The sequence below is a fragment of the Microbacterium hominis NBRC 15708 genome (assembly GCF_001592125.1).
Lineage (GTDB): Bacteria > Actinomycetota > Actinomycetes > Actinomycetales > Microbacteriaceae > Microbacterium > Microbacterium hominis.
Genome location: NZ_BCWI01000019.1, coordinates 44,046 through 68,952, shown reverse-complemented (window position 1 = coordinate 68,952; position 24,907 = coordinate 44,046). Strand labels below are relative to the sequence as shown.

Here is a 24,907-nt window from a genome sequence, read left to right as displayed (position 1 = left end):
ACAGATGGCCACCCACGTGATCACCGGAGCGGGCTCCGGCATCGGCACCCTCATCGCAGAGCGGCTCGCGGCGCGCGGCGACCGGCTCGTGCTGGTCGTGCGCGACCGCGCGCGGGCGGACGACCTCGTCCGCGCGTTCCCCGGCAGCATCCCGATCGTCGCCGACCTCGCGCACCCCGAGACGATCGCCGACGCGGTGCGGGATGCCGCGGCGGTCCCCGACCGCATCGACGCGGTGATCCATGCGGCGGGCATCGTGGAGCTCGGGCGGGTCGGCGACCTGCCGGTGTCGGCGTGGACGAGCCAGCTGGCCGTCAACCTCGTGGCCCCCGCGGAGCTCACCCGCGTGCTGCTGCCGCGGGTGCGTGCGGCACGCGGCCAGGTGCTGTTCGTCAACTCGGGGGCGGGCCTCACGGCGCATCCGAACTGGGCGGCGTACGCGGCGTCCAAGCACGGGCTCAAGGCACTCGCCGACGCCCTGCGCGGCGAGGAGGCCGAGCACGGCGTGCGCGTCACGACGGTGTACCCCGGGCGCACCGCGACGCCCATGCAGGCGGAGGTGCATGCGCAGGAGGGCGCCGCCTACGACCCCGATCGGTGGATCGACCCGGCCTCGGTCGCGACGGCCGCGCTCACGGCGCTCGATCTGCCGCGCGACGCTGTCATCAGCGACCTGACGGTGCGGCCCGGCCCCCGATGACCGTCCCGTCCGCGTCCGGCGCCGACGTCCCCGTCGGGCCGGGACTGCTCGATGCGATCCTCGACGACGCCCGCCGCCGGCTCGTGGGCACGCCGAAGGAGCGGCTCGGCGACTGGGCGCACGCCCGTCGCCTGCTCGGGTTCGGCCGCGCGCCGCGCATCGTGCCGGTGGGTGAGGCGTGGCACGTCGGCGTCCTGCTGATCGGGGATGCCGACCTCTTCGCGACCGGCGAGGTGCTGCGCGCCCGCACCGAGGCGATCCGCGGCTACACCGCCGAGGCGCAGCGCGCCCGCTCCGAGCGTGCCGCCGCCGCGGCGCGTGGCGGGTTCGCCGACGGCGAGGTGCTGCACCTCGGTGCGACGGCGATCGACCTCGACGCGGTGCGCCGCGGTGAGGCGTCGGGTCCGCTGGCGCTGGTCGACGGCATCCCGCTCGTGACGTGGACGCCGGCCGGCGCGCGCCGGCCCCTGGCGGACTACCTGGACGATCAGCTCTCGCTGCGCTGACCCTCGCCCCGCGGATGCCGCGCCCTCCGGCGCGCGGGTGCCGCGCCTCAGACGTCGGCGCGGATCGGCCGCACGACGCGGCACGGGTTGCCCACCGCGACGACCCCGGCGGGGATGTCGCGCGTGACCACCGATCCGGCTCCGATGATGCTGTCGCTGCCGATCGTCACGCCCGGCAGGATCGTGACCGAGCCGCCGAGCCAGACGTTGTCGCCGATCGTGACGGCGGACGCGCGCTCCCATCCCTCCCGGCGGAGGGTCGGATCCTCGGCGTGGTTAGGCGTGTAGATGCTGCAGCGGGGCCCGATGAGGCAGTCGGCGCCGATCGTGACGTAGCCGCCGCCGACCACGAGGAAGTCCTTGTTGAGGAAGGTGCGGTCGCCGATCGTGAGACCGATGCCGTAGTCGAGGTTGAGCGGCGGACGGAAGTCGATGCCGGATCCCGCGCCCGGCACGAGCTCGTGGAACAGGCGCTGGGCCTCGGCGGGGTCGTCGAAGAAGATCCGGTTGATCCGGGCGCACGTCGACTGGGCGTGCCAGGTGAGATCGGGCAGGGATGCCGAGGCGCGGTAACGGATCCCGTCGCCGGCGAAGAGCGCGCGCACGTCCGCATCGTCTGCGATCAGCGCGGCGAGATCCATATTTGTTGTCATACGGAACATATTAGTGGGAGGATGGCCGTACGGCGATGTCGCCGCAGAACAACGGGAGCCGTCATGACCATCGCCCGCGCCGCCGTCGACCTCGACGTCACCGGTCCGCAGATCAGCCGCCACCTCTACGGGCACTTCGCCGAACATCTCGGCCGGTGCATCTACGGCGGCTTCTGGGTGGGGGAGGAGTCGCCGATCCCGAACGAGCGCGGCATCCGCCTCGACGTCGTGGAGGCCCTGCGCCGCCTGCACGTGCCCAACCTCCGGTGGCCGGGCGGATGCTTCGCCGACGAGTACCACTGGCGCGACGGCATCGGGCCCCGCGATGAGCGCCCGACGATGGTCAACACGAACTGGGGCGACGTCGTCGAGGACAACGCGTTCGGCACGCACGAGTTCATGGACCTCTGCGACCTGCTCGGGGCCGAGCCCTACGTCAACGGCAACGTCGGCAGCGGCACGGTGCAGGAGATGAGCGAGTGGGTCGAGTACCTCACCCGCTCCGGCGACAGCCCGATGGCGCGTCTGCGCCGCGAGAACGGTCGCGACGAGCCCTGGCGGGTGCCGTTCTGGGGCCTCGGCAACGAGGCCTGGGGATGCGGCGGCCACATGACGCCGGAGTACTACACCTCGCTCGCCCGCCGGTACGCGACCTTCTGCCGCGAGCACGACGGCAACCGGCTGTACCGCATCGCCGCGGGCGCGGCCGACGACGACGTGCGCTGGACGCACGCGCTCATGGCCTCGGCGACGTCGTCGAACGCGCCCGACCCGCAGCCGTCCCCGTTCCAGGCGATCTCGTTCCACTACTACACGCACGCCGGCACCGGCATCCAGAAGGAGTCGGCCACGACGTTCTCCCGCGACGAGTACGTGCGCACGATCGGCAAGGCCTACGAGATCGAGCGCGTGATCCGCGCCCACGAGGCGGTCATGGACGCCTACGACCCCGAGCGGTCGATCGACCTCGTGTGCGACGAGTGGGGCACCTGGTGGAGCGTGGAGCCCGGCACCAACCCCGGCTTCCTCTTTCAGCAGAACACGGTGCGCGACGCGCTGGTCGCCGGCATCCACTTCGACGTGTTCCACCGCCACGCGGCGCGCCTGCGCATGGCGAACATCGCCCAGACCCTCAACGTGCTGCAGGCGATGATCATCACCGACGACGACGGCGGGCTCGTGCTGACACCGACCTACCACGTGTACGAGATGAACGTCGGCCACCACGACGCGCAGTCCGTGCCCGCGCACGTCGTGTCGGTTCCCTCCGTCGGCGTCGACGGCGCGGAGCTGCCGGCGCTGTCGCTGTCGGCATCCACGAAGGACGGCGCGGCGCTCCTGTCGCTCACGCACGTCGGCGTCGACGGCCCGCTCGCGGTCGAGATCGACCTGCGTGGCCGCGCCGCGACGCTCACCCGCGCCCGGGTGCTCACCGGCGCGGACGCCGCGGCCCACAACACGCCGGAGAGCCCCGACGTCGTCCGCCCGGTGCCGCTGGACGCGTCGATCGACGACGGCGTCCTGCGCCTGCAGCTGCCCCCGCACGCCTTCGCGACCGTCGAGCTCGCCCTCGCCTGATCGACGCGTGAGGACGGCCCGCCCCGGGAGGGGCGGGCCGTCCGATCGAGCGGCGGAAGAGACGAGAGACCGCTACTCGACGTGGGTGGCCACGGTGCGCGCGTCCGCGGCGGTGACCCGGTGCACGTCGCCCGTGAGGGTGACCGTCGCGGCCGTCTCGCGGTCGGCGACCGACGCGCCGACCCACAGGTCGACGCGGCCCGGCTCCACGATCCGGATGCCGTCCCGTCCCGTGAACGCCAGGCGCGCCGTCGGCACGTCGAAGCGGACCGTGGCGGACGCCCCCGGTGCCAGGCTCACCCGCGCGTAGCCGAGCAGCTGCGCGACCGGGCGGACGACGCTCGCGTGCACGTCGTGCGCGTACAGCTGCACGATCTCGGTGCCGGCGCGGTCACCGGTGTTGGCGACCGTCACGGTCACCGTCAGCTCGTCGCCCGCGGCGACCTCCTCGGGTGCCGACAGGCCCGTGCGCGCGAAGGTCGTGTACCCGAGCCCGAAGCCGAAGGGTCGCACCGGCGTGCTGTCGGCGCTCGTCACCTCGCTGTCGCCGCCGAGGATCGGATGCAGGTACGAGAACGGCTGCGCGCCCGCCGACCGTGGCAGCGAGACGGGCAGCCGCCCCGACGGGGCGACGGCGCCCGTGAGCACGCGGGCGATCGCCGTGCCGCCCTCCTCGCCCGGGAAGAACGCCTGCACGACGGCTGCGGGGGCCGAGCCCGCGTCGCCGTCCAGCGCCCAGGCCAGAGCGTAGGGCCGGCCGGTGACCACCACGAGCACGACCGGCGTGCCCGTCGCGGCGACCGCCTCGGCGAGCTCGCGCTGCACCCCGGGCAGCTCGAGGCTCTCCGCATCGTTGCCCTCGCCGACCGTGCCGCGTCCGAACAGCCCGGCCCGGTCGCCGACCACGACGATCGCCACGTCGGCGGATGCTGCGGCATCCACCGCGGCGGCGAAGCCCGAGCGGTCATCGCCCTCGACGTCGCAGCCGGCGACCGACACGATCGCGGCCTCCGGCAGCTCGGCCCGAAGGGCCTCGGCGACCGTCGGGATCGCGAACCCGTACGGCGTGCCCGGGTGGTGGGCCAGCACGTGGTTGGCGAAGGAGTAGCAGCCCATGAGCGCCGACGCGTCGTGGCCGTTCGGCCCGATCACGGCGACGCGCCCGGGACGGGCCAGCGGCAGCGTGCCGTCGTTCGACAGCAGCACCAGAGAGCGCTCGGCCAGCTCGCGCGCGACGGCGCGGTGGGCGGGGGAGTCGAGGTCGACGGCGGTCGGCGGCGCGCTGTCGTCGGGATCGAGCAGGCCGAGCTCCTCCTTCTGCGCGAGCACGCGCGCCAGCGCGCGGTCGACGAGCGCCTCGTCGATGCGACCGTCGCGCAGGCCCTCCCGCAGCGGGGTCGCGTACGCGTCGCCGCTGGGCAGCTCCACGTCGATGCCGGCCGTCAGGGCCAGGCGCGCCGCCTCGGTGCGGTCGACGGCGACGGCGTGCATCGTCTGGAGGAACGCGATCGCGAAGTAGTCCGACACCACGACGCCGTCGAAGCCCCACTCGCCGCGGAGCAGATCGGTGAGCAGTCGCGGATCGGAGGCGACGGGGATGCCGTCCACGTCCGTGTACGAGTTCATCACCGACCGCGCCCCGCCGTCGCGCACCGCCATCTCGAAGGGCGGCAGGAACACGTCGGCGAGCTCGCGCGGACCGGCGTGCACGGGTGCGTGGTTGCGACCCGCCTGCGACGCGGAGTAGCCGACGAAGTGCTTCAGGGTCGCGTGCACCCCGGCATCCTGGATGCCGCGGACGTAGGCCGTCGCGATCGTGCCCACGACGTACGGGTCTTCCGAGATGCACTCGTCCACCCGCCCCCAGCGCGGATCGCGGATCACGTCCAGCACCGGTGCGAGGGTCTGGTGCACGCCCAGCTCGCGCATCGTGTCGCCGATGAGGCGCCCCATGCGCTCGACGAGCTCGGGGTCGAACGCGGCGCCCCACGCGAGCGGCGTCGGGAAGGTCGCCGCCTTCCAGGCCGCGAGACCCGTCAGCGACTCCTCGTGCACGATCGCGCCGATGCCGTGGCCCGATGCCGCGCGCAACCGCTGCTGCTGCTCCCACAGCCAGCTCGCGCGCTCCGCGGCATCCACCGGCCGGGTGCCGTAGACGCGTGTGAGGTGACCGAGCCCGTGGGCGGAGGCCTGCTCGTACCGGTCGGAGGCGGTCGTCGCGCCGGCCCTCATCTCGTCGGCCAGGGGTGCCACCGCCTCCTCGCCCTGGTCGACCCAGAAGCCCACCAGCTGCGCGACCTTCTGGTCGGGCGTCATGTCGGCCATGAGGGCGGCCACCCGTGGCGAGACCGGCTGGACGAGACGGCGGTCGAGGGAGTTGTCGGAGATCGTCATGCGGATCAGCCCTTCACGGCGCCCGTGAGGCCGCCGACGATACGACGCTCGAACAGGCTGAAGAACAGCAGCGCGGGGAGCATCGACAGAGAGGTGAAGGCCAGCACCTTGGCGGTGTCGACCGAGTACTGGGACGAGAACGCCTGCACGCCCAGCGGCAGGGTGAAGCTCGCCTCGTTGTTGAGGATGAACAGGGGCAGCAGGTAGCTGTTCCAGCTGCCGATGAACGCCAGGATGCCGACGGTGATGACGCCCGGCACCGACAGCGGCAGCACCATGCGCCAGAAGAAGCCCAGGCGGCTGCACCCGTCGATGAACGCGGCCTCCTGGATCTCGTCGGGGATCGCTCGGAGGAACGGCACCAGGATGATGATGGTCGTCGGCAGTGCGAACGCGATCTGGGGCAGGATGATCCCGGCCAGCGAGTTCATGAGACCGAGGTCGCGGATCACGATGTACAGCGGGGTGATCGCGACCGTGATCGGGAACATCAGCCCGGCGGCGAACAGGGCGTAGAGCGCGCCGCGCCCGCGGAACGGGTAGCGCGCGATGACGTAGCTCGCCATGAGTCCCAGCGCGACGACGCCCGCGGTGGTGGCCGTCGCCGCGATCAGCGAGTTGAGCACCTGACGCCAGAACTGCGGACCCGTGAGCACCGTGAGGTAGTTCTGCACGTTCCACGGGTCGGGCCAGCCGGCGGGATCGACCGTGATCTGCGAATTGCTGCGGAACCCGCCGATGACGATGTAGAGCACCGGGGCGAGCATGAGGGCGATGACGACGAGCGCGATGAAGTAGACGAGCGGGCTGCCCCAGGGCAGGCGCTCCTTCGCGCGGCGGCGTGCGGGCCCGCGGCCGGCGGCGCCGGTCGCGAGGGTGGCGGTGTCGACGGTGAGCGCGCTCATCGGGTCTTCTTCCCTTCGGTGATGGCGCCGGCCGTGTCGCGGCGCAGCACGAAGCGCTGGTAGATCAGGGCGACGACGAGCGAGATGACGAAGATGACGACGGCGACGGCGTTGCCGAAGCCGAAGTTGCCGGCGTTGCGGCCGTTGACGACCATGTAGGTCGCCATCGTGGAGGTGCCCGCCGTCGAGGCGACGTACTGGCCCCAGATGATGTAGACGAGGTCGAACAGCTGCAGGGCGCCGATGATCGACAGGAACGCCCAGATGCGCAGGGTGGGCGCCAGCAGCGGCAGCGTGATGCGCCAGTGGGCCTGCCAGTATCCCGCGCCGTCGAGGGCGGCGGCCTCGTAGAGCTCCTCCGGGATGCCCTGGAGCCCCGCGAGGAAGAGGATGACGGCGAAGCCGACGTACTTCCAGGTGAGGATGGCCATGAGCGTCCAGATGGCGATCGCCGGATCGGAGATCCAGTCGTGGGCGAGCGCGCCGAGCCCCCAGCTCTCCAGCAGGCCGTTCAGCGCTCCCTGTGTCTGCAGCATGAGCCCGAAGCCCGTGCCGACGACGACCTCGGCGATGACGTACGGCACGAAGATGAGGACGCGGATGAGGGACTGCCCCCGCATCCGGCGGTTCAGCAGCAGTGCCAGCAGCACCGCGACCGGCCCCTGCAGCACGATGGAGGCGATGACGATGAAGCCGTTGTGGCCGAGCGCCTCGAGGAAGGTCGGATCGGTGAGGATCGTCAGATAGTTCTGCAGGCCGACGAAGTCGGTGGGGGCGCCGTAGCCCTGCCACCGGAAGAAGCCGTAGTAGGCCGCCATCGCGACCGGGAAGATCACGAAGCCGAGGAACATGATCAGCGCCGGCCCGACGAGCAGCGCGATCTCGAATCTCCCGGCCCAGCCCAGTCCACGGGGACGGCGGCGCGGCGTGGGCGGGGGCGGCGTCACGCCGCCCCCGCCGTGCTGCGCGAGATCCGTCTCCGGGTCGGTGACGGCCACGGAGGTCTCGCGGAGGGACACGATCCGATCAGCCCTTCTTGGCCGCGTCGGTGACCGACTGGATCATCTGCTGCGGGGTGCTCTTGCCCGCGAGCAGGTCGACCACGGCCACGTTCAGCGCGTTGCCGACGTTCTGGCCGAGGACGGTGTCGAGCCACTGCGAGACGAACGGCGCCTTGTTGTAGGCGGCGAGCACCTCCTGGAGGTAGGGCTCCTTGACGGCGGCCTGGGCGGTCTTGTTGACCGGCGGGGCGCTGAAGGCCGCGTAGTACGCCTCCTGCTGGTCGGCCGACGCGATGAAGTTCAGGAAGTCCGCGCACTCCTTGGGCGCCTTGGCCGAGCACGAGTATCCGTCGACGCCACCCATCATCGATCCCGGCTCACCCTGACCGCCGGAGACCTCCGGGAAGGGGAACCACGCCAGGTCGGGGAGGGGCTTCTCGTCGGGGGTGAGCGAGGCGATCACACCCGGGTCCCAGGCGCCCATGAGCTCCATCGCGGCCTGGTGGTTGGCGACGAGACCGGCGGAGCTGCCGGCGCCCTGCTGGGCGGAGGTGGTGAGGAAGCCCTCGTTGAACGGCTTCGTCGCGGCGAAGTCGTTGAGGTCTTCGGCGGCCTTCAGCCAGCATCCGTCGCTGAAGTCCTTCGAGTCGCCGGTCTTCTCGATGGTCTGGGGGCTGCACTCGCGCAGGGCGAAGTTGTAGTACCAGTGCGCGGCGGGCCAGGCGTCCTTCGCGCCGAGCGCGATCGGGGCGACGCCCGCGGTCTTGAGCTTGTCGACGGCCGACTCGAGGTCGCTGATCGTCGTCGGGGCGGTCGTGATGCCGGCCTTGGTGAAGAGGTCGGAGCTGTACCAGAAGCCGCTCGGCAGCACCGCCAGCGGCATCGCCCAGATCTTGTCCTGGTAGGTCTCGGCCTTGAACGAGCCCTCGGAGATCTCGGACTTCGCGGTGTCGCCGATCTTGTCGGTGAGGTCCATGAGCTGGCCCGCCTGCACCATCGCCGCGAGCTTTCCGCCGCCGCGCTGCAGGAAGATGTCGGGAGCGTCGCCCGCGTTGAGGGCGGTCTGCAGCTTGCCGTCCATGTCCTCGTTCTGCACCGACTGCATCGTGATGGTGACGTTCGGGTTCGCCTTCTCGAAGGCCGCGATGGCGTCCTTCCAGAACTGCTGGCCGGGGCCCGTGGTCGAGTTCTGCCACAGCGTCATCTCGACCTTGCCGTCGGCGTTGGTGTCGCCCGACCCGCCGCTGCAGGCGCTCAGACCGAGCGTGCCCGCGACCAGGAGCGCCGCTCCGGTCAGGATCTTGTTCGCCTTCATGTGATTCCTGTCCTCCTCATTGAGCCTCACCCCGGTCATTCGGGGCACGGAGTATTCCGGTGAACGCGTTCGGGCCGGAATGAGCACCAGTGTGACCATTTGTTGTCAACGACGTCAAACGTTTTCAAAAACCTTTTCAATAACGTTTCCGCGCCCGTAGTATCACCCACGTGAGTCGCAGAGCCACCATCCATGACGTCGCCGCGGCCGCCGGTGTGTCCGTGGCCACGGTTTCCAAAGCGGTCAACGGTCGATACGGCGTGGCGAGCGAGACCGTGTCGCGCGTGCTCGACGCCGTGGCCGAGCTCGGGTACGAGTCGAGCCTGGTCGCCAGCAGCATGCGCTCGCGCCGGACCGGCGTCGTGGGCGTGCTGGTGTCGGACTTCGAGCCGTTCAGCGCGGAGGTGCTCAAGGGCGTCGGCGCCGCGCTGAGCGGGCATCGCTACGACCTGCTGGCCTACAGCGGCGCCCGCGACGCCGACCCGCAGGGGTGGGAGCGGCGCTCGCTCAGCCGGCTCAGCGGCACGCTGATCGACGCGGCGATCATGGTCACCCCGACCGTGGTGGGTGTGAACGCCGACGTCCCGATCGTCGCCGTCGACCCCCACGCGGGCCGGGTGGACATCCCCTCGGTCGAATCCGACAGCCTCACCGGCGGCTTCGAGGCGACGATGCACCTCATCGAGCTCGGCCACCGCCGCATCGGCTACCTCGCGGGCCGCCCCGAACTGCGCTCCTCGGAGATGCGCGAGGCGGGCTACCGCCGTGCACTGCGTCAGTCCGGCATCCGCTTCGATCCCGCCCTCGTGGCCGTCGGAATGTACGACCCCGACACGGTGCGGGTCGTCGGACGCGCCCTGTTGCAGCAGCCCGACCGCCCGACCGCGGTGTTCGCGGCCAACGACCGCACCGCGCTCGGACTGATCGACGTCGCGGCGGAGCTCGGGCTCGACGTCCCGGGGGATCTGTCGGTGATCGGCTTCGACGACATCCCCGAGGCATTCCTCACCGCGCGCCCGCTGAGCACGGTGCGCCAGCCCATCCAGCGTCTCGGCGCCGAGGCGGCGCGGATGCTGGTCACCATGCTGGCCGGGGCCACCCCGGAGGCGACGCACCTGGTGCTCCCGACGCGCCTGATCCCGCGGGCGACGACCGCTCCGCTGCGCTGACGCACGGTCCGGTCGCCGCCGTCCGGGTGCGCGGCGCCGCGGCATCCGCGATGTTGTACGTACAGACTGGACGATATGTACGTTACGCACTAGGCTGACACCGGCGCGAGCGTGGCTTGCTCCGGGAGTGGTGGCCCCGCGCGGCGGGACGACGACTCCGTCGCCCGTCAATGGAAGGAAGCCGATGGCACTGGTCAGCGGTCACGACGTCGTCCGAGAGTGCACCTCCCGCGGCGTCGTCGCGGGAGCGTTCAACACCACCAACATCGAGACGACGATGGGCATCGTCGATGCCGTGGAGCGCGTCGGGGTGCCCACCTTCATCCAGGTCGCGCCGACCAACGTCACGCTCTCCGGCTACGAGTACATCTACGACATGGTCGCCCGACGCCTCGCCGACTGCCCCGTGCCGGTCGCCCTGCATCTGGACCACGGAAAGTCGCTGGATGCCGTGACGGCGGCGCTCGCGGCCGACTTCACCTCGATCATGATCGACGCGTCCGAAGAGGACTTCGCGCAGAACGTCGCCATCTCGCGCGAAGCACGCCGCCTGTGCGGGCCCGATGTCGCGCTCGAGGCCGAGCTCGGCAGCATCGGCGGGAAAGAGGACGACGTCGCCCCAGAGTTCGCCAGCACCACCGACCCGGGGCAGGTCGCCGAGTTCGTGGGCGCGGTCGGCTGCGACATGCTCGCCGTCTCGGTCGGCAACGTGCACGGCTACGCGCCCAACGCCCGCATCGACTTCGATCTGCTCGCGCGCGTGCGGGCGGCCAGCTCCGTGCCGCTCGTCGTCCACGGGGGCTCGGGTCTGCCCGCCGCGCAGCTCGGACGCCTCGCGGAGTTCGGTGTCGTGAAGGTCAACGTGGCCAGCGATCTGCGCAACGCCATGATCCGGTCCTTCGGCGAGGCCTACGCCGCGAACGCGAACGAGACCTCCCTCATCCGCGTCTCGCTCGACGCCGTCGCCGCCATCAGCGATGTGGTCGAGCGCCGCATCCGCATGCTCAACCCCTCCGTCTGATCCGACCATGACCCCGACGATCACGGTCGACATCGGCACGACCAGCATCAAGCTGTGCCATTTCGACGCCGACGGCACGCTGCTGGCGGCCGACCGCTGCCCCACGCCCACCCGCCGCGATGCGTGGGGCGAGGTGTACGACACGGTCGCGCTCCTGGACATCGTGCGCGGGTTCGTCGAGGGGCTCGATCGAGCCGAACGGCGCGCGGTGCAGTGCATCGCGATCGCCGGGGTCGGGGAGTCCGGCGGCCTGGTCGCCGCCGACCTCTCACCGGCGTCGCCGATGATCCTGTGGCACGACCACCGCGGGGCGGAGCTGCTCGCGCGGATCTCGGAGGCCCAGCGCGAGCGAATCTACGCCGTGACGGGTCTTCCGGTGAACGCGAACTACGCGATCTCGAAGGTGGCGTGGGCGCTCGCCCGTGCCGATCGTCCCGCCGGCGACGTGCAGTGGCTCAACGTCTCGGAGTTCCTCGCGGCGCAGCTGACGGGCCGGCGATGGGCCGAGCCCTCGCTCGCGAGTCGCACGATGGCGCTCGATGTCTCCGGTCGCCGCTGGTCTCGCGAGATGTGCGCGCTGTTCGGAGTGGACCCGGTGGTCTTCCCGCCGCTGCGCCCCGCGGCCGAGGGGGTCGCGATGGACTCCGCGATCGCGCGCGCCTGGGGCCTGGACGAGGTGACGGTTCACGTGGCGGGCCACGACCACATGGCCGGCGCCGTCGGAGCCGATCTGCGCGCGGGCGAGGTGCTGGATTCCACCGGTACGACGGAGGGCGTGCTCGCCCTGCTGCCGTCGCCGCGACTGGATGCCGCGACCGCGGCGACGAAGGTGGCGAACGGCCTCGCGTGCGACGGCGACGCGTTCACGCTGTTCGCCTCGATCCCCACCGGCGGCTCGGCGTTCGCGACCCTGCGCACGCTCCTGGATCGCGACGTCGACGAGCTCCTCGCCCTCATCGCCCAGGCCCATCGCGACTGGATCACCGGGAAGGTCTCGCTCGACCGGCTGCCTCTCGTGCTGCCCCGATTCCGCGGCAGTCCGCCGCCGCAGAAGGATGCCGCGGCCCGCGCGGTGGTCGCGGGGCTCCAGGGCGACACGACGGCGGTCGAGCTGGTCCTCGCGTGCTTCCTGGGCATGGCCCGCCAGTTCGCCGACGTCTGGGATCTGTTCGGCCTGCCGCTTGAGCGCGTGAAGCTCATCGGCCCCGCCAGCTCCAACCCCCTGTGGCTGCAGCTCAAGGCCGATCAGCTGGGCGTCCCGCTCAGCGTGTCGGGCTTTCCCGAGGTCGTCTCGCGGGGTGCGCAGGTGCTGGCACACGGCGTCCGGCTGCCCTGGTGCGCATCCGACCCGCGCGACGTGCTGCCCGATGCCGGACGCGCCGCCGCGCTCGCCGCGTGGCGCACCCGCACGGCCCGGCAGTGGGCGTACCTGGCAGAGATGCCCGGGTGAGCCCCGGCCACCCCACCGCAGGCCACCCCACACGGCACCGGCACTCCCGACGGCACCGAGCGACCAACGACTCCGAAGGAAAGGCGCAGCAATGAAGCTCGTCGCGGGAATCGACTCGTCCACCCAGAGCTGCAAGGTCACCGTGCGCGACCTCGACACCGGTGCGACGCTCCGCGCGGGCGCCGCGCCCCACCCGTCGGGCACGATCGTGGACCCCGAGGCGTGGTGGGCGGCGCTGCTCGAGGCCGTCCGTGACGCCGGCGGTCTCGACGACGTGCGGGCCGTCTCGGTGAGCGGACAGCAGCACACCCCGATCTTCCTCGACGAGCACGGCGTCGCCACGTGCGCGTCGCCGCTGTGGAACGACCTCGGCTCGCACCCGCAGACCGTGGCGCTGAACGCCGAGCTCGGTCGCGAGGAGTGGATCCGGCGGACGGGGCTTCCCCTGTCGCTGTCGGACACCGTGGTGAAGGCCCGTTGGCTGCGCGACGTGAACCCGGATGCCGCGGCGCGCACGGCCGCGATCGCCGTCGTGCACGACTGGCTCACGTGGCGACTGCGCGGCTTCGGGCCCGGGACGGGTGGGATCGATCAGCTCGTCACCGACCGCTCGGAGGCGTCGGGGACCGGGTACTGGTCGCCGCGGACGGGGGAGTACGAGCGCGACCTCCTCGTGCACGCGCTCGGTCACGACGTCGTGCTGCCGACGGTGCTCGGCCCGCGCGGGTCGGCCGGGTCGACGGGCGACGGCCTCCCCGGAATCCCCGCCGGGATCCCGATCGGGGTGGGCAGCGGCGACAATGCCGCGGCGGCGCTCGCGCTCGGCCTGCGCGAGGGCGACGCGGTGCTGAGCCTGGGCACCTCCGGCGTGGTCTATGCCCGCTCCTCGCAGCCGGTGCACGACTACACCGGCTCGGTGTGCAACTACGCCGATGCCACGGGCGCCCATCTGCCCCTCGTCGCGACGCTCAACGCCGCCCGCAACCTGCAGGCCGGCGCTGAGCTGCTCGGCTGCACGCACGACGAGTTCGCGGCCCTGGCCCTGGCGGCTCCGCCCGGCGCCGACGGGCTCACGCTGCTGCCGTACTTCGAGGGGGAGCGCACCCCCGACCTGCCTCACGCCCGCGGCGCGCTCCTCGGTGCGACGCTGGCCAACTTCACCCGCGCGCACGTCGCCCGCGCGATCGTGGAGGGCACCCTGGCCAGCCAGGTCGCGATGCTCGAGGCCCTCGACGCGTGCGGGGTGCCGACGAGCCGGCTTCTGCTCATCGGCGGGGCGGCGAAGAACCCGGCCGTCCAGCGGATCCTGACCGAGCTGGTCGACCTGCCCGTTCTCGTGCCCGGCCCCGACGAGTACGTCGCCAAGGGGGCCGCGATGCAGGCCGCCGTGGCGCTGACGGACGACTTCCCCGACTGGCCCGTCGTCCTCGATCCCCTCCCGCCGGCCCCGCCCGCTCGTCGGATCCTGCGCCAGCACCGCGCCGCGCAGGTCGCGATGGGCTACGCCGCCGCGAGTCCCGGCGATGTCGCCGAGGACGCCGCGCGGGTGCTTCGCTAGGGTCGAGGAGAGGTCCGCGACGGCCCTTGCTGTCTTCGGGAGGAGTCGACGGTGTCCCTGCGCTCGCGTGTGCCCGTGGCGGTGGGCATCGACATCGGCAGCACGAACACGAAGGTCGTCGCGCTGACCGCGGAGGGCGGGGTCGTCGCCAGGGCGAGCCGCCCCACCCGTCGCCTGGCCGATGACCTGTCGGTCGATGCCGCAGCCCTCGTCGCCGCCGTCGAGGACATGGTCGTCGAGGTGTGCGGCGGCGGGCGCGAGGCGCATGCGCTGTGCGTGGCCGGAATCGGAGAGGACGGCATCCTCGTCGACGACGACCTCGCGCCGTTGATGCCCGCGATGGCCTGGTTCGACCCGCGCCGGCAGGAGACGTTCCGCCGGTTGCGCTCCGACCTGGTGGGCGATGAGGGCTTCGACGTCGACACCGACCCCGTTCGCACCCTCGTCGGCTGGAGCTGGGCACGCGCCCACGCGGGCGCCGATCGCGCCGCGTCGTGGATCGCCTTGACCGACCTGCCCGCGGTGCGGTGGACGGGGCGCCGGTTCCTCAGCGACACCCTGGCCTCGCGAACCGCGGCGTGGCGCAGCCGCGATCGCGCGTGGGATGCCGACCGGGTGGCGCTCACGCTGGGCGATCCCGGCCTCCTTCCTCCCGTCGTGCGCACCGGCGACGTCGTCGGGCCGATCATCTCGCCGGTTCTGCGTGCGGCGGGAGTGGTGGCCGCGGATGCCGTCGCCGTCGCCGGCGGTCACGATCATCCGATCGGGGGCTGGGGTGTGCAGCTGATGGTGCCGGGGGCGATCCTCGACTCGATGGGCACCGCCGAGGTCGTGGTCGCACAGTCCGCCGAGGTGCGCGGGCACGGTGATGACCAGGTCGACGTGGCTCCCGGCATCCGGTCGTCGGGACGCACGCTGCTGCGCGTCGAAGAGCTGGCGCGCAACGTGCAGTGGGCCTCGCGCGATCCCGATGTGGCCCGCGCGATCCGCCACCTGCTCATCGGGCGGGTGCCGCCCCGGGAGGTGTGGGATTCGGGCTGGTTCGTTCCGGGACGCCGCGGCGGGGGCGAGCCCGCGTATGCGCCGGGGGCACCGACGGATCCGGTCGCACGGGCCTCCGCGGTGCTCGGGGCGCTGGCCCTCTCGGGGCGCGACGCCGTCGACGCCGTGCGGCGCCACGTGGGCGGGGCCGCGGCCGTGCGGGTGGCGGGCGGGTGGGTGCGCTCGCCCGGCTGGATCGCGATCAAATCGGCCGTCAACGGGTTCCCGACCGTGCCGGTCCTCGAGCCGGAGGTCACGGCCGTGGGCGCCGCGCTGATCGCGGCGACCGCGCGAGGCTGGCGTCCCGACCCCGTCGACGCCCTCGGCGGGTTCGCGACGGGCCTGCTCGGCTGACGGGCTCAGCTGGCCGCGACGCTGACCTCGAGGGGGATGACATCGGTGAGCACCCACGTCTCGTAGTAGTCGAACCGGGTGCCGTCGGCCGCCCACGAGAGCGACCGGACGCGCAGGACGGGGCGATCGACGGCCACGTTCAGGTGGGCCGCGACTTCCGCCGGGGCCGGGAGGGCGTGGATGATGCGCTGGGCGCCGCTGATGACGAACCCGGCCGCGCGCAGATGCGAGTTCAACGATGCGGTGCCGTCGAGCACGCCGGGCTCGCGTTCGATGGTGCGGGCGACCTCTCGCGGGAACCAGTTCGTGCTCAGCATCGCGGCGACCCCGTCGAGGGACCGCACGCGCTCGAGGGCGAACACCTCCTCCTCCGGTCCGACCTGGAGCGCCTCGGCGACGTGGGGAGCCGGCCTCCGGTAGCCGGTGTCCACGACGACGGTCGAGATGCCGGTGCGCCCGTGCCGCAGCTGGGACTCGAGGAAGCCTTCCTGCACCGTCCAGCCCGCGGTCTGCCCGGGGATGCTGGCGAAGACGCCGCGTCGCGGGATGCGGTGCGCGTACCCCTCGTTCTCGAGCTTCGTGAGGGTCTGACGGACGGTCGCGCGGGACAGGCCGAACTCCCGGCAGAGCTCGAGCTCGCTGGGAAGACGCTCCTCCTCGGCGATGTCGCCCTGCGCGATGCGATCACGGAGGATCTCGAACAGCTGTTCGTAGTACGGCACGGGAGAGACCCGCTCGATCGTCTGCGCCACGTGATTCTCCTCGTCCTCGTGCGCGTCGTCGCGCTCTCGTCGTACGTTTGGATTCGACTGTACAGACGGTATGCATACCCCGATCCGCGATACCGGCACGAATCCTCCGTTGGTAACTTTTCGGTGATCGCTGTACATTCTGTACGTACAACACGTACGATACGTGCAGGACCTGGATCCTGCATCCCGAAACACCATCGGCCCCCGAGGCTTCTGCACTTCAGAGAGGAAGTACGCATGCGAACTTCACCCATCACCGGACTCGCGCTTCTCGGCGCGGGCGCCCTTCTGCTCGTCGGCTGTTCCAGCGCGGGCTCCTCCGACTCCCCGTCGGGGTCGGGTGACGGCGTCAACCCCGCCGACACGCCGCTGAGCTACTCGCAGCCGCACACCGACCCGTTCCAGAACGCCGAGAACGTCGGCTCGATGGAGCGCTTCGCCGAGCTCGGCTACGCCACGATCCCCGCGACAAACGCCGACCGCGACGCCGCGCAGCAGATCACCGACATCCAGACGCTGATCAACAAGGGCGCCAAGGGCCTGGTCATCTCCGTCGGCGACGCCGACGCCATCGTCCCGGCCATCGAGTACGCCAACGACGCCGGCGTGCCGATCGTCGCGATCGACGAGGCGCCCGCCTCGGGCAAGATCGCCATGATCGTCCGCGCCGACAACGTCAAGATGGGCGAGCTGGCGTGCGAGGAGATGGGCAAGCGCGTCGCCGCCGACGCCGTCGTCATCACCCTCGACGGCGACCCCGTCACCTCCAACGGCCGCGACCGCACGAACGGGTTCAACGACTGCATGACGCAGAAGTACCCGAACGTCAAGCTGGTCAACGTCGCCACCGAGTGGGACCCCGCCAAGGCGGCATCCGGCATCGAGACGGCGCTCAACCAGTACGGCAACGTCGCGGGCATCTACAACCAGAGCGACGCGACCTTCTTCCCGACGATCCTCGACACGCTCAAGTCGGCGGGCAAGCTCATCGCGGCCGGACAGCCCGGGCACATCGTCCAGGTCTCCGTCGACGCGAGCCCCATGGCGATGACCGCGATCCGCGACGGATGGCTGGACGCCGCGGTCGCGCAGCCGATGACCGACTACATCGACTACGGCGCGGACTACCTCGTCCGCGCCATCAAGGGCGAGACCTTCACGGCCGGCAACACCGACCACGGCAGCGTCGTCGAGGAGCGCAACGGCAACCTCGTCGACCTGCTGCCCACCCCCGTCGTGACCAAGGACAACGTCGACGACCCGAACCTCTGGGGCAACAAGAAGTTCGCCCTGGACGCGTTCGGCGCGACCAACTGACCCGGCCACACCACGACACCCCTCGAGACGGAGACGTCATGACCACCCCGCCGACCACCGTGCCCGCCATCCAGATCGACGGCGTCAGCAAGACCTACGGTGCGACGAAGGCCCTGCAGGACGTCTCCGTCTCGATCCTCCCCGGCCAGGTGCACGGACTGATCGGACGCAACGGCGCCGGCAAGTCCACGCTCCTGCGCATGATCACGGGGCTGGAGACGCCGGACACGGGCACGGTGAGCTTCTTCGGAGAAGCCGCGCCCCCGGCATCCGACCCCAAGGCCTGGCAGCAGCGCGTCGCGTGCGTCTACCAGCGCCCCTCGGTGTTCGCGAACCTCACGATCGCCGAGAACCTCTTCGCGGGACGCCTGCCCGGCTCCGGCGCGCGCGTGTCGTGGAAGAGGATGCGGTCCGAGTCGGAGCGCATCCTCTCGGACTGGAACATCCGCCTCGACCCGAAGATGCTGCTCGCGGACGCCCCGATCGAGGAGCGCCAGATGCTCACGATCGCCAAGGCGCTCGAGTCGGGCACCCGCATCGTCCTCCTCGACGAGCCGACCGTGCAGCTGGAGGGCGCGGCGATCCGCCGCCTGTTCGACAAGGTGCAGGAGCTGCAGCAGTCGGGCGTGACGTTCGTGTTCGTCTCGCACTTCCTGCGCGAGGTGACCGCGATCTGCGACGCGGCGACCGTGCTGCGCGACGGCAGGCTGCTGTGGTCGCGCCGGGGCGACGACATCCGCTCCGACGACCTCGTCGAGGCGCTGCTCGCCGGGCAGGAGCAGCGTCGGCACCGCGCCGAGAGCGTCGCTCCCGCTCCGGATGCCGCGCCCGCGGTGGAGCTGCGCGCCGCGACGGCGAAGGACGGGGCGTTCACCGACGTCTCGCTCTCCGTGGCCCCCGGCGAGCTCGTCGCGATCGGCGGGGTCGGCGGCTCGGGCAAGTACTCCGTCGGCGAGGCCATCGCGGGCCTGCGCGCGGTGGCGTCGGGCGAGGTCATCGTCGCCGGGTCGGCGATCCGCAGCGGCGACGTCAAGGCCAGCCAGCGCGCCGGGATCGGGTTCGTCCCCGCCGACCGCCACCGCGACGGCTACGTCCCGCAGCTGAGCGTCGCCGAGAACATGACCATGGGCATCATGGACCAGCTCGCCCCGGCGGGCGTGTTCTCGCCGCGGAAGCAGACCGCGCTCTCGCGCGAGCTCATCTCCGACGTCGCGCTCGTCCCGCCGGACCCGTCGCTGGCCGTGTCCGGCCTCAGCGGCGGCAACCAGCAGAAGGTGGTGCTCGCCCGGGCACTCGCCCGCAAGCCCCGGGTCCTCGTCCTGATCTCGCCCACCGCCGGCGTCGACATCGCCGCCAAGGACGCGATCTACGGCCTCATGCTGCGGGCGCTCGCCGACGGCGTGGCCGTGATCCTCATCTCCGACGACGTCGAGGAGCTGCTGGTCAGCTCGCGCGTCCTCATCATGCGCGAGGGCCGCGTGTCGGCCGAGCTCGCCGACCCCACCGAAGAAGACATCGTTCGAGCCATCGAAGGCCTGGAGTGAACATCGTGCGTACCACCGTCGTCCGAACCCCCGCCCCCGCGACCAACCCCGTGGTGCGCGCCGTCGTGAAGAACGTTCGCGAGCTGAGCGTCCTGCCGGGCCTCATCATCGTCGCCATCGTCGGTGCGGTCGTCAGCCCCGCGTTCCTCTCGGCCGCGAACCTGACCCTGATCCTGCGGCAGTCCGCCGAGCTGGGGATCGTCGTCATCGGCCTGACCTTCATCCTCATCACCGGCAAGCTCGACATCTCGCTCGAGTCCACCGTGGGCCTCGCCCCGATGGTCGCCGCGTGGCTCATGGTCCCCGCCGCGATGGGCGGTCTCGGCTCCGAGATCGGCCCCGGCGTCGCGATCCTCGTGACCCTCGCGATCGGGGTGCTGATCGGGCTGATCAACGGCTTCCTGGTCGTGAAGGTCAAACTCGATCCGTTCATCGTCACGCTCGCGATGCTCATCCTGCTGCGCGGCATCACCCTCGGCGTCAGCCAGGGCAAGACGCTCGCGGGTCTGCCCGAGGCGTTCCGCTATGTCGGCTCGGCCCGCTGGGCCGGCATCCCCGCCGCGATCTGGATCACCGGCATCCTGTTCCTGATCGCCGGTCTCGTGCTGCGCTACACCGCGTGGGGTCGCGCGCTCTACGCCATCGGCGGCAACGCCGACGCGGCCCGCGCCGCCGGCATCCGCGTGGATGCCGTGCTCATCACCGCCTTCGTCGTCGCCAGCGCTCTCGCCGCCTTCGCCGGCATGATGCTCGCCGGCCGTCTCGCCTCCGTCACGAGCGGCATGGGCGACAACCTCATCTTCAGCGCCCTGGCGGCGGCCGTCATCGGCGGCGTGCAGCTCAACGGCGGGCAGGGGCGGATCGTCGGGGCGCTCATGGGCGTGCTGTTGCTGGGTACCCTGACCAACGTGCTGACGCTCGCCGGCGTCCCCACGTTCTGGATCAACGCCGTGTACGGTGCCGTCATCCTCCTCGCGCTGCTGGTCGGCCGCTGGGGCGGCCGGACCGCCGCCCACTGACCGCACGACACAGAAAGGACCGTCCATGTCGGAGTTCCGCGAGATCAGCGCGACCGTCGTCGAGGAGCTGGGGGAGGTGTTCCGTCGGGTTCCGCTCGACAACATCGACGCCGCCCTCGATGCGCTCGAGAAGCACCAGCGCATCTTCGTCCTCGGCATCGGCCGCGAGGGGCTGGGGTCGAAGGCGTTCGCCATGCGGCTGACGCACTTCGGCAAGACCGTGCACTGGGGCTGGGACGACACCACCCCCGCCGTCACCGCCGATGACCTGTTCATCATGCCCTCGGGGCCGGCGAACATCCCGCACCTGCACTACATCGCCGAGCAGGTCAAGAAGACCGGCGCGACGCTGCTCGTGGCCACGGCGGTCCCCGACGGGCCGACCGCACAGCTCGCCGACATCGTGCTGACGATCCCGGCCCACACCTACGGCGCCGACGACCCGAGCGGCCTGGTGCCGACCATCCAGGCGATGGGGAGCCTCTTCGAGCAGTCGCTCTGGATCTTCTGGGACGTGCTGTACCTCATGCTCGTGCGTCGCACGGGCGCGAAGTTCGAAGACCTCGTGGCACGGCACCGCAACTTCGAGTGACGGCCGCGCCGTCCGGGGTGCGCGGCGCCGGTCGCTCCCGGCGTCGGGCCGTCACGCGGGCGTCAGCGGATCGGTCAGCAGCGCCTCGAACGCGATCTCGGCGGCGCCGACGAGCAGGCGGTCGGGGCCGAGGTCGGCCGGGCGCAGCTGCAGGTCCTCGGCGTTCATCGCCATGGCCTGCGCGCGCACGGCGGACAGGAGGGCCTCGGCATCCTGATCCAGGATCGTCGCGAGGAAGCCGCCCAGCACGACGGTCGACGGGTTGAGCACGTTGACGGCGTTGGCGAGCGCCGTCGCCAGGATGCGGCGCTGGCGCTCGACCTCGGCGGCCACCTCCACACTGCGCGATTCGCGGATCGCCCGCTCGAGCGTCGGCTCGTCCGCGCTGTGCAGGCCGACGACGGCGAGCAGTCGCGACCGGCTCACCTCGTCCTCCAGCGTGCCCTGCGCGCCGGAGCGGCGGTCGGCGGGCTGTGCGATCCCGGGGCGGTTCTGGCCCAGCTCGCCCGCGTAGCCGCCGGCGCCGCGCACGAGGCGCCCGCCGATCACCAGCCCGCCGCCGATGCCGCTCGCGCCGCCGTTGAGGTAGATCAGGTCGCTCACGTCGCGGCCCGCGCCGTACATGCTCTCGGCGAGGGCGCCGAGCGTGGCGTCGTTGTCGATCGCGACCGGCAGCCCGCTCGCGCGGGCGAGGGTGTCGCGTAGCGGGGCGTCGGTCCAGTCGAGGTGCGGCGCGCGGCGCACCAGGCCGTCGGCGGTGCGCACGAGGCCGGGCACGGCCACGCCGATGCCCGCGATGCGGTGGGCGGCGAGCTCGCCCCCGCGCCACCGGTCGGTGACGCCGGTGGTGAGCTCGACGGCCTGCGCGGCCGAGATCAGTCCCTCCAGCTCGATGCGCTCGCGCAGCACGATCGTGCGATCGAGCCCGATCGCCGCCACGGTGAGCGCGTCCACCTCGGGGTTCACCGCGATCGCGACGACGTCCGGCGCGGCCGCGACGGAGGGGGAGGGGCGCCCGACGCGGCGATGCACCTCCGGGGCGCCCTCGCTGGCGAGTCCCGCCGCGACGAGGTCGGCGACGAGGGCCCCGATCGTGGAGCGGTTCAGACCCGTCGACTCGGTCAGGGCGGCACGCGAGAGTGGGCCGTCTTCGTGCACGAGCCGCAGCACCCGTGAGAGGTTGGCGCGACGGACGCCCTCGACGGTTCCCTCTGCGCGTGCCACGCGTCCACCCTAGAGGCGCGGATGCCGGTGGGCGTGGTGGACGGAGGGTGCGTCGTGGTATAGGTTGTGACTAACAACAAAACTCCCTCACGGGAGTCCTCGCGAAGGAGCGCCATGACCGTCCCGACCCCCGCCGACAAGTTCACCTTCGGTCTCTGGACCATCGGCTACAACGGCACCGACCCGTTCGGCGGGCCGACCCGTCCGCCGCTCGACGTCGTCCACGCGGTCGAGAAGCTCGCCGAGCTCGGCGCGTACGGCCTCACCTTCCACGACGACGACCTGTTCGCGTTCGGCTCCTCCGAGGCGGACCGGCAGCATCAGATCGACCGGCTGAAGGGCGCGCTGGACGCGACCGGCCTCACCGTGCCGATGGTCACGACCAACCTTTTCAGCGCCCCCGTCTTCAAGGACGGCGGGTTCACCTCGAACGACCGCGACGTGCGTCGCTTCGCGATCCGCAAGGTGCTGCGCCAGATCGACCTCGGCGCCGAGCTGGGCGCGCAGACCTTCGTGATGTGGGGCGGCCGCGAGGGCGCCGAGTACGACTCCGCGAAGGACATCCGCCAGGCGCTGGAGCGCTACCGCGAGGCCGTCAACTTCCTCGGCGACTACGTGGTCGACAAGGGCTACGACATCCGCTTCGCGATCGAGCCGAAGCCGAACGAGCCGCGCGGCGACATCCTGCTGCCGACCGTGGGTCACGCCCTCGCGTTCATCGACTCGCTCGAGCGTCCCGAGCTCGTCGGCCTCAACCCCGAGGTCGGCCACGAGCAGATGGCCGGGCTGAACTTCGCGGCCGGCATCGCGCAGGCGCTGTACCACGGCAAGCTCTTCCACATCGACCTCAACGGCCAGCGCGGCATCAAGTACGACCAGGACCTCGTGTTCGGTCACGGCGACCTGCACAACGCGTTCGCGCTCGTCGACCTGCTCGAGAACGGCGGCCCGAACGGCGGGCAGTCGTACGAGGGCCCCCGTCACTTCGACTACAAGCCGTCGCGCACCGAGGACGAGACGGGTGTCTGGGACTCGGCAGCCGCCAACATGCGCACGTACCTGCTGCTCAAGGAGCGTGCGGCCGCGTTCCGCGCCGACCCCGAGGTGCAGGAGGCGCTCGCCGCCGCGCGCGTCGCGGAGCTGGCGCAGCCGACGTTCGCCGAGGGCGAGAGCTACGACGACTTCGTCGCCGACCGCTCCGCCTACGAGGACTTCGACACCGACGCGTACCTCGGCGGCAAGGGCTTCGGCTTCGTCCGGCTGCAGCAGCTCGCCACCGAGCACCTGCTCGGCGCGCGCTGACCCCGGCATCCGCCCGCGTCCGCGCGTGAGACCCTGGTCGTCCGGCCGGGGTCTCACGCGCGGACGCCCCCGACTCACGAAGAGATGAGGATGCCGACATGGCACTCGTGATGGGCGTCGACAGCTCGACGCAGTCCTGCAAGGTCGTCATCGTCGACGCCGCGACGGGCGCCGTCGTGCGGACGGGGCGTGCGTCGCATCCCGACGGCACGAGCGTCGATCCCGAGGCGTGGTGGGTCGCGCTGCAGGCGGCGATCGCGGATGCCGGCGGCATCGCCGACGTCGCGGCCTGGGCGATCGGCGGGCAGCAGCACGGCATGGTCGCCCTCGACGCGCAGGGTCGGGTCGTGCGCGACGCCCTGCTGTGGAACGACACCCGCTCGGCGGGGGCGGCGGCGGATCTGATCGCCGAGTTCGGCGCCGACGCCCTGGCCGCGCGCACGGGAGTCGTGCCCGTGGCCTCGTTCACGATCACGAAGCTCCGGTGGCTGCGCGACGCCGAACCCGACAACTCCGCGGCCGTCGCCGCCGTGGCGCTCCCGCACGACTGGCTGACGTGGCGGCTGCGCGGCTACGGCCCCGTCGCCGACGGCGCCCCGGCGTTCGACGAGCTGATCACCGATCGCTCCGACGCGTCGGGCACCGGCTACTGGGATCCGGCGACCGACGGCTACGACCGCGACCTGCTCGTCGCCGCCCTCGGCCACGACGCCGCGCTGCCGCGGGTGCTCGGCCCGCTCGAGTCGGTCGCGGATGCCGACGGGCGCCGCGTCGGCGCGGGCGCCGGCGACAACGCGGCGGCGGCCTTCGGGGTCGGAGCCGGTGTCGGCGATGTCGTCGTGTCGATCGGGACCAGCGGCACGGTGTTCGCCGTCAGCGCGGAGCGGACGATCGACCCGACCGGCACCGTCGCGGGCTTCGCCGATGCCGACGGCCACTTCCTCCCGCTGGTGGCGACGCTCAACGCCGCGCGTGTGCTCGACGTGACCGCCCGGCTGCTCGCCGTCGACCACGACGGGCTCAGCGCCCTCGCGCTGGCCGCGGCATCCGGGGCCGGCGGGCTGCGGCTGCTGCCCTACTTCGAAGGCGAGCGCACACCGAACCTGCCCGACGCGACCGCGGAGCTGACCGGGATGACGCTCGCCTCCACGACGCGCGAGAACCTCGCCCGCGCCGCCGTCGAGGGGATGCTGCGCGGGCTCGCCGCCGGCCTCGACGCGATCCGCGGGCTCGGCGTGCCGATCGAGCGCGCGCTGCTCGTCGGGGGTGGGGCGCAGTCGGCGGCCGTCCGCCGCATCGCGCCCGACGTGCTGGGCGTGCCGGTCGAGGTGCCCGCACCGGGGGAGTACGTCGCGCTCGGCGCCGCCCGCCAAGCCGCCCGCCTCCTCCCCGCCTGACGGCATCCCCCTCGCCCGAGCCGGCATCCGGCAGCCGTCGAGAAACCATCCCCGACACGAGACATCCCGTCCGCACGTCTTTCTCGCGCCGGGGCTGGTTTCTCGCGGGGATGCC

The 24,907-nt window shown here is 71.9% G+C and carries 21 protein-coding genes; 14 read left to right on the top strand and 7 right to left on the bottom strand.

What is annotated here, in order from left to right; translation table 11 throughout:
- Window positions 1-4 precede the first annotated feature (4 nt).
- Both MHO01S_RS13580 and MHO01S_RS13575 read left to right on the top strand, forming a co-directional pair.
- Entirely contained in the window at window positions 5-700 is a 696-nt protein-coding gene (locus MHO01S_RS13580; RefSeq protein WP_060960622.1) for an SDR family oxidoreductase, read from the top strand.
- Complete coding sequence (locus tag MHO01S_RS13575; protein WP_061782454.1) at window positions 697-1,206, top strand: hypothetical protein; 510 nt, start codon at window positions 697-699, stop codon at window positions 1,204-1,206. Before MHO01S_RS13580 ends, MHO01S_RS13575 begins: the two co-directional genes overlap by 4 nt.
- Before the next feature lie 47 nt (window positions 1,207-1,253).
- On the opposite strand, the gene MHO01S_RS13570 is transcribed toward MHO01S_RS13575, so the two are convergent.
- On the bottom strand, window positions 1,254-1,859 hold the full coding sequence (locus MHO01S_RS13570) for a sugar O-acetyltransferase (protein ID WP_060960624.1): 606 nt from the start codon (window positions 1,857-1,859) through the stop codon (window positions 1,254-1,256).
- A gap of 63 nt (window positions 1,860-1,922) precedes the next feature.
- Between MHO01S_RS13570 and MHO01S_RS13565 the strand changes: the two genes are divergently transcribed.
- Window positions 1,923-3,437: an alpha-N-arabinofuranosidase gene (locus tag MHO01S_RS13565; RefSeq protein WP_061782453.1), complete on the top strand. Its 1,515-nt coding sequence runs from the start codon at window positions 1,923-1,925 to the stop codon at window positions 3,435-3,437.
- A gap of 72 nt (window positions 3,438-3,509) precedes the next feature.
- Here MHO01S_RS13565 and MHO01S_RS13560 read toward each other — a convergent pair whose 3' ends face one another.
- The 4 genes from MHO01S_RS13560 to MHO01S_RS13545 are packed head-to-tail and all read right to left on the bottom strand — an operon-like array spanning window position 3,510 to window position 9,052.
- Window positions 3,510-5,831 (bottom strand): beta-xylosidase/alpha-l-arabinosidase, encoded by a 2,322-nt coding sequence (locus MHO01S_RS13560; RefSeq protein WP_061782452.1) that lies wholly within the window; start codon window positions 5,829-5,831, stop codon window positions 3,510-3,512.
- 5 nt (window positions 5,832-5,836) lie between these two features.
- On the bottom strand, window positions 5,837-6,736 hold the full coding sequence (locus MHO01S_RS13555; RefSeq protein ID WP_060960627.1) for a carbohydrate ABC transporter permease: 900 nt from the start codon (window positions 6,734-6,736) through the stop codon (window positions 5,837-5,839).
- Window positions 6,733-7,734, bottom strand: coding sequence for a carbohydrate ABC transporter permease (locus MHO01S_RS13550; RefSeq protein WP_060960651.1), 1,002 nt, complete (start codon window positions 7,732-7,734; stop codon window positions 6,733-6,735). Before MHO01S_RS13550 ends, MHO01S_RS13555 begins: the two co-directional genes overlap by 4 nt.
- A gap of 28 nt (window positions 7,735-7,762) precedes the next feature.
- Complete coding sequence (locus MHO01S_RS13545) at window positions 7,763-9,052, bottom strand: ABC transporter substrate-binding protein (RefSeq protein WP_060960628.1); 1,290 nt, start codon at window positions 9,050-9,052, stop codon at window positions 7,763-7,765.
- Window positions 9,053-9,222: 170 nt separating this feature from the next.
- Between MHO01S_RS13545 and MHO01S_RS13540 the strand changes: the two genes are divergently transcribed.
- From MHO01S_RS13540 to MHO01S_RS13520, 5 genes are all read left to right on the top strand, one after another.
- On the top strand, window positions 9,223-10,221 hold the full coding sequence (locus tag MHO01S_RS13540; RefSeq protein WP_060960629.1) for a LacI family DNA-binding transcriptional regulator: 999 nt from the start codon (window positions 9,223-9,225) through the stop codon (window positions 10,219-10,221).
- A 184-nt stretch (window positions 10,222-10,405) separates the two neighbouring features.
- Window positions 10,406-11,242 (top strand): class II fructose-bisphosphate aldolase, encoded by an 837-nt coding sequence (locus MHO01S_RS13535; protein WP_060960630.1) that lies wholly within the window; start codon window positions 10,406-10,408, stop codon window positions 11,240-11,242.
- Between the two features lie 7 nt (window positions 11,243-11,249).
- Complete coding sequence (locus MHO01S_RS13530) at window positions 11,250-12,692, top strand: FGGY-family carbohydrate kinase (protein ID WP_060960631.1); 1,443 nt, start codon at window positions 11,250-11,252, stop codon at window positions 12,690-12,692.
- A gap of 91 nt (window positions 12,693-12,783) precedes the next feature.
- A complete protein-coding gene (locus MHO01S_RS13525) occupies window positions 12,784-14,250 on the top strand; it encodes an FGGY-family carbohydrate kinase (protein ID WP_060960632.1) in 1,467 nt (488 codons plus the stop codon).
- 51 nt (window positions 14,251-14,301) lie between these two features.
- Window positions 14,302-15,645 (top strand): FGGY family carbohydrate kinase, encoded by a 1,344-nt coding sequence (locus MHO01S_RS13520; protein WP_061782451.1) that lies wholly within the window; start codon window positions 14,302-14,304, stop codon window positions 15,643-15,645.
- A gap of 5 nt (window positions 15,646-15,650) precedes the next feature.
- Here the strand turns inward: MHO01S_RS13520 and MHO01S_RS13515 are convergent, their stop codons facing one another.
- Window positions 15,651-16,397, bottom strand: coding sequence for a GntR family transcriptional regulator (locus MHO01S_RS13515; protein ID WP_060960634.1), 747 nt, complete (start codon window positions 16,395-16,397; stop codon window positions 15,651-15,653).
- A 237-nt stretch (window positions 16,398-16,634) separates the two neighbouring features.
- Between MHO01S_RS13515 and MHO01S_RS13510 the strand changes: the two genes are divergently transcribed.
- Genes MHO01S_RS13510 through MHO01S_RS13495 form a run of 4 tightly spaced genes read left to right on the top strand, consistent with a single transcriptional unit; the run spans window position 16,635 to window position 20,869 of the window.
- A complete protein-coding gene (locus MHO01S_RS13510; RefSeq protein WP_060960635.1) occupies window positions 16,635-17,714 on the top strand; it encodes a sugar ABC transporter substrate-binding protein in 1,080 nt (359 codons plus the stop codon).
- 38 nt (window positions 17,715-17,752) lie between these two features.
- Complete coding sequence (locus MHO01S_RS13505) at window positions 17,753-19,258, top strand: sugar ABC transporter ATP-binding protein (RefSeq protein WP_060960636.1); 1,506 nt, start codon at window positions 17,753-17,755, stop codon at window positions 19,256-19,258.
- Entirely contained in the window at window positions 19,255-20,277 is a 1,023-nt protein-coding gene (locus MHO01S_RS13500) for an ABC transporter permease (RefSeq protein ID WP_060960637.1), read from the top strand. Before MHO01S_RS13505 ends, MHO01S_RS13500 begins: the two co-directional genes overlap by 4 nt.
- A gap of 25 nt (window positions 20,278-20,302) precedes the next feature.
- Window positions 20,303-20,869, top strand: a complete 567-nt coding sequence (locus MHO01S_RS13495; protein ID WP_060960638.1) for an SIS domain-containing protein — start codon at window positions 20,303-20,305, stop codon at window positions 20,867-20,869.
- Between the two features lie 51 nt (window positions 20,870-20,920).
- Here the strand turns inward: MHO01S_RS13495 and MHO01S_RS13490 are convergent, their stop codons facing one another.
- Entirely contained in the window at window positions 20,921-22,093 is a 1,173-nt protein-coding gene (locus MHO01S_RS13490) for an ROK family transcriptional regulator (RefSeq protein ID WP_061782450.1), read from the bottom strand.
- A gap of 114 nt (window positions 22,094-22,207) precedes the next feature.
- On the opposite strand from MHO01S_RS13490, the gene xylA reads away from it, so the two are divergent.
- Both xylA and MHO01S_RS13480 read left to right on the top strand, forming a co-directional pair.
- On the top strand, window positions 22,208-23,395 hold the full coding sequence (xylA, locus tag MHO01S_RS13485) for a xylose isomerase (RefSeq protein WP_060960640.1): 1,188 nt from the start codon (window positions 22,208-22,210) through the stop codon (window positions 23,393-23,395).
- Window positions 23,396-23,493: 98 nt separating this feature from the next.
- Window positions 23,494-24,792, top strand: coding sequence for an FGGY family carbohydrate kinase (locus MHO01S_RS13480; RefSeq protein ID WP_061782449.1), 1,299 nt, complete (start codon window positions 23,494-23,496; stop codon window positions 24,790-24,792).
- Window positions 24,793-24,907 lie beyond the last annotated feature (115 nt).

Excerpts from the sequence above, each read along its gene's own strand:
- MHO01S_RS13580 (WP_060960622.1), top strand. The coding sequence starts at position 5 with ATGGCCACCCACGTGATCACCGGAGCGGGCTCCGGCATCGGCACCCTC.
- MHO01S_RS13575 (WP_061782454.1), top strand. The coding sequence starts at position 697 with ATGACCGTCCCGTCCGCGTCCGGCGCCGACGTCCCCGTCGGGCCGGGA.
- MHO01S_RS13570 (WP_060960624.1), bottom strand. The coding sequence starts at position 1,859 with ATGACAACAAATATGGATCTCGCCGCGCTGATCGCAGACGATGCGGAC.
- MHO01S_RS13565 (WP_061782453.1), top strand. The coding sequence starts at position 1,923 with ATGACCATCGCCCGCGCCGCCGTCGACCTCGACGTCACCGGTCCGCAG.
- MHO01S_RS13560 (WP_061782452.1), bottom strand. The coding sequence starts at position 5,831 with ATGACGATCTCCGACAACTCCCTCGACCGCCGTCTCGTCCAGCCGGTC.
- MHO01S_RS13555 (WP_060960627.1), bottom strand. The coding sequence starts at position 6,736 with ATGAGCGCGCTCACCGTCGACACCGCCACCCTCGCGACCGGCGCCGCC.
- MHO01S_RS13545 (WP_060960628.1), bottom strand. The coding sequence starts at position 9,052 with ATGAAGGCGAACAAGATCCTGACCGGAGCGGCGCTCCTGGTCGCGGGC.
- MHO01S_RS13535 (WP_060960630.1), top strand. The coding sequence starts at position 10,406 with ATGGCACTGGTCAGCGGTCACGACGTCGTCCGAGAGTGCACCTCCCGC.
- MHO01S_RS13530 (WP_060960631.1), top strand. The coding sequence starts at position 11,250 with ATGACCCCGACGATCACGGTCGACATCGGCACGACCAGCATCAAGCTG.
- MHO01S_RS13525 (WP_060960632.1), top strand. The coding sequence starts at position 12,784 with ATGAAGCTCGTCGCGGGAATCGACTCGTCCACCCAGAGCTGCAAGGTC.
- MHO01S_RS13510 (WP_060960635.1), top strand. The coding sequence starts at position 16,635 with ATGCGAACTTCACCCATCACCGGACTCGCGCTTCTCGGCGCGGGCGCC.
- MHO01S_RS13505 (WP_060960636.1), top strand. The coding sequence starts at position 17,753 with ATGACCACCCCGCCGACCACCGTGCCCGCCATCCAGATCGACGGCGTC.
- MHO01S_RS13495 (WP_060960638.1), top strand. The coding sequence starts at position 20,303 with ATGTCGGAGTTCCGCGAGATCAGCGCGACCGTCGTCGAGGAGCTGGGG.
- xylA (WP_060960640.1), top strand. The coding sequence starts at position 22,208 with ATGACCGTCCCGACCCCCGCCGACAAGTTCACCTTCGGTCTCTGGACC.
- MHO01S_RS13480 (WP_061782449.1), top strand. The coding sequence starts at position 23,494 with ATGGCACTCGTGATGGGCGTCGACAGCTCGACGCAGTCCTGCAAGGTC.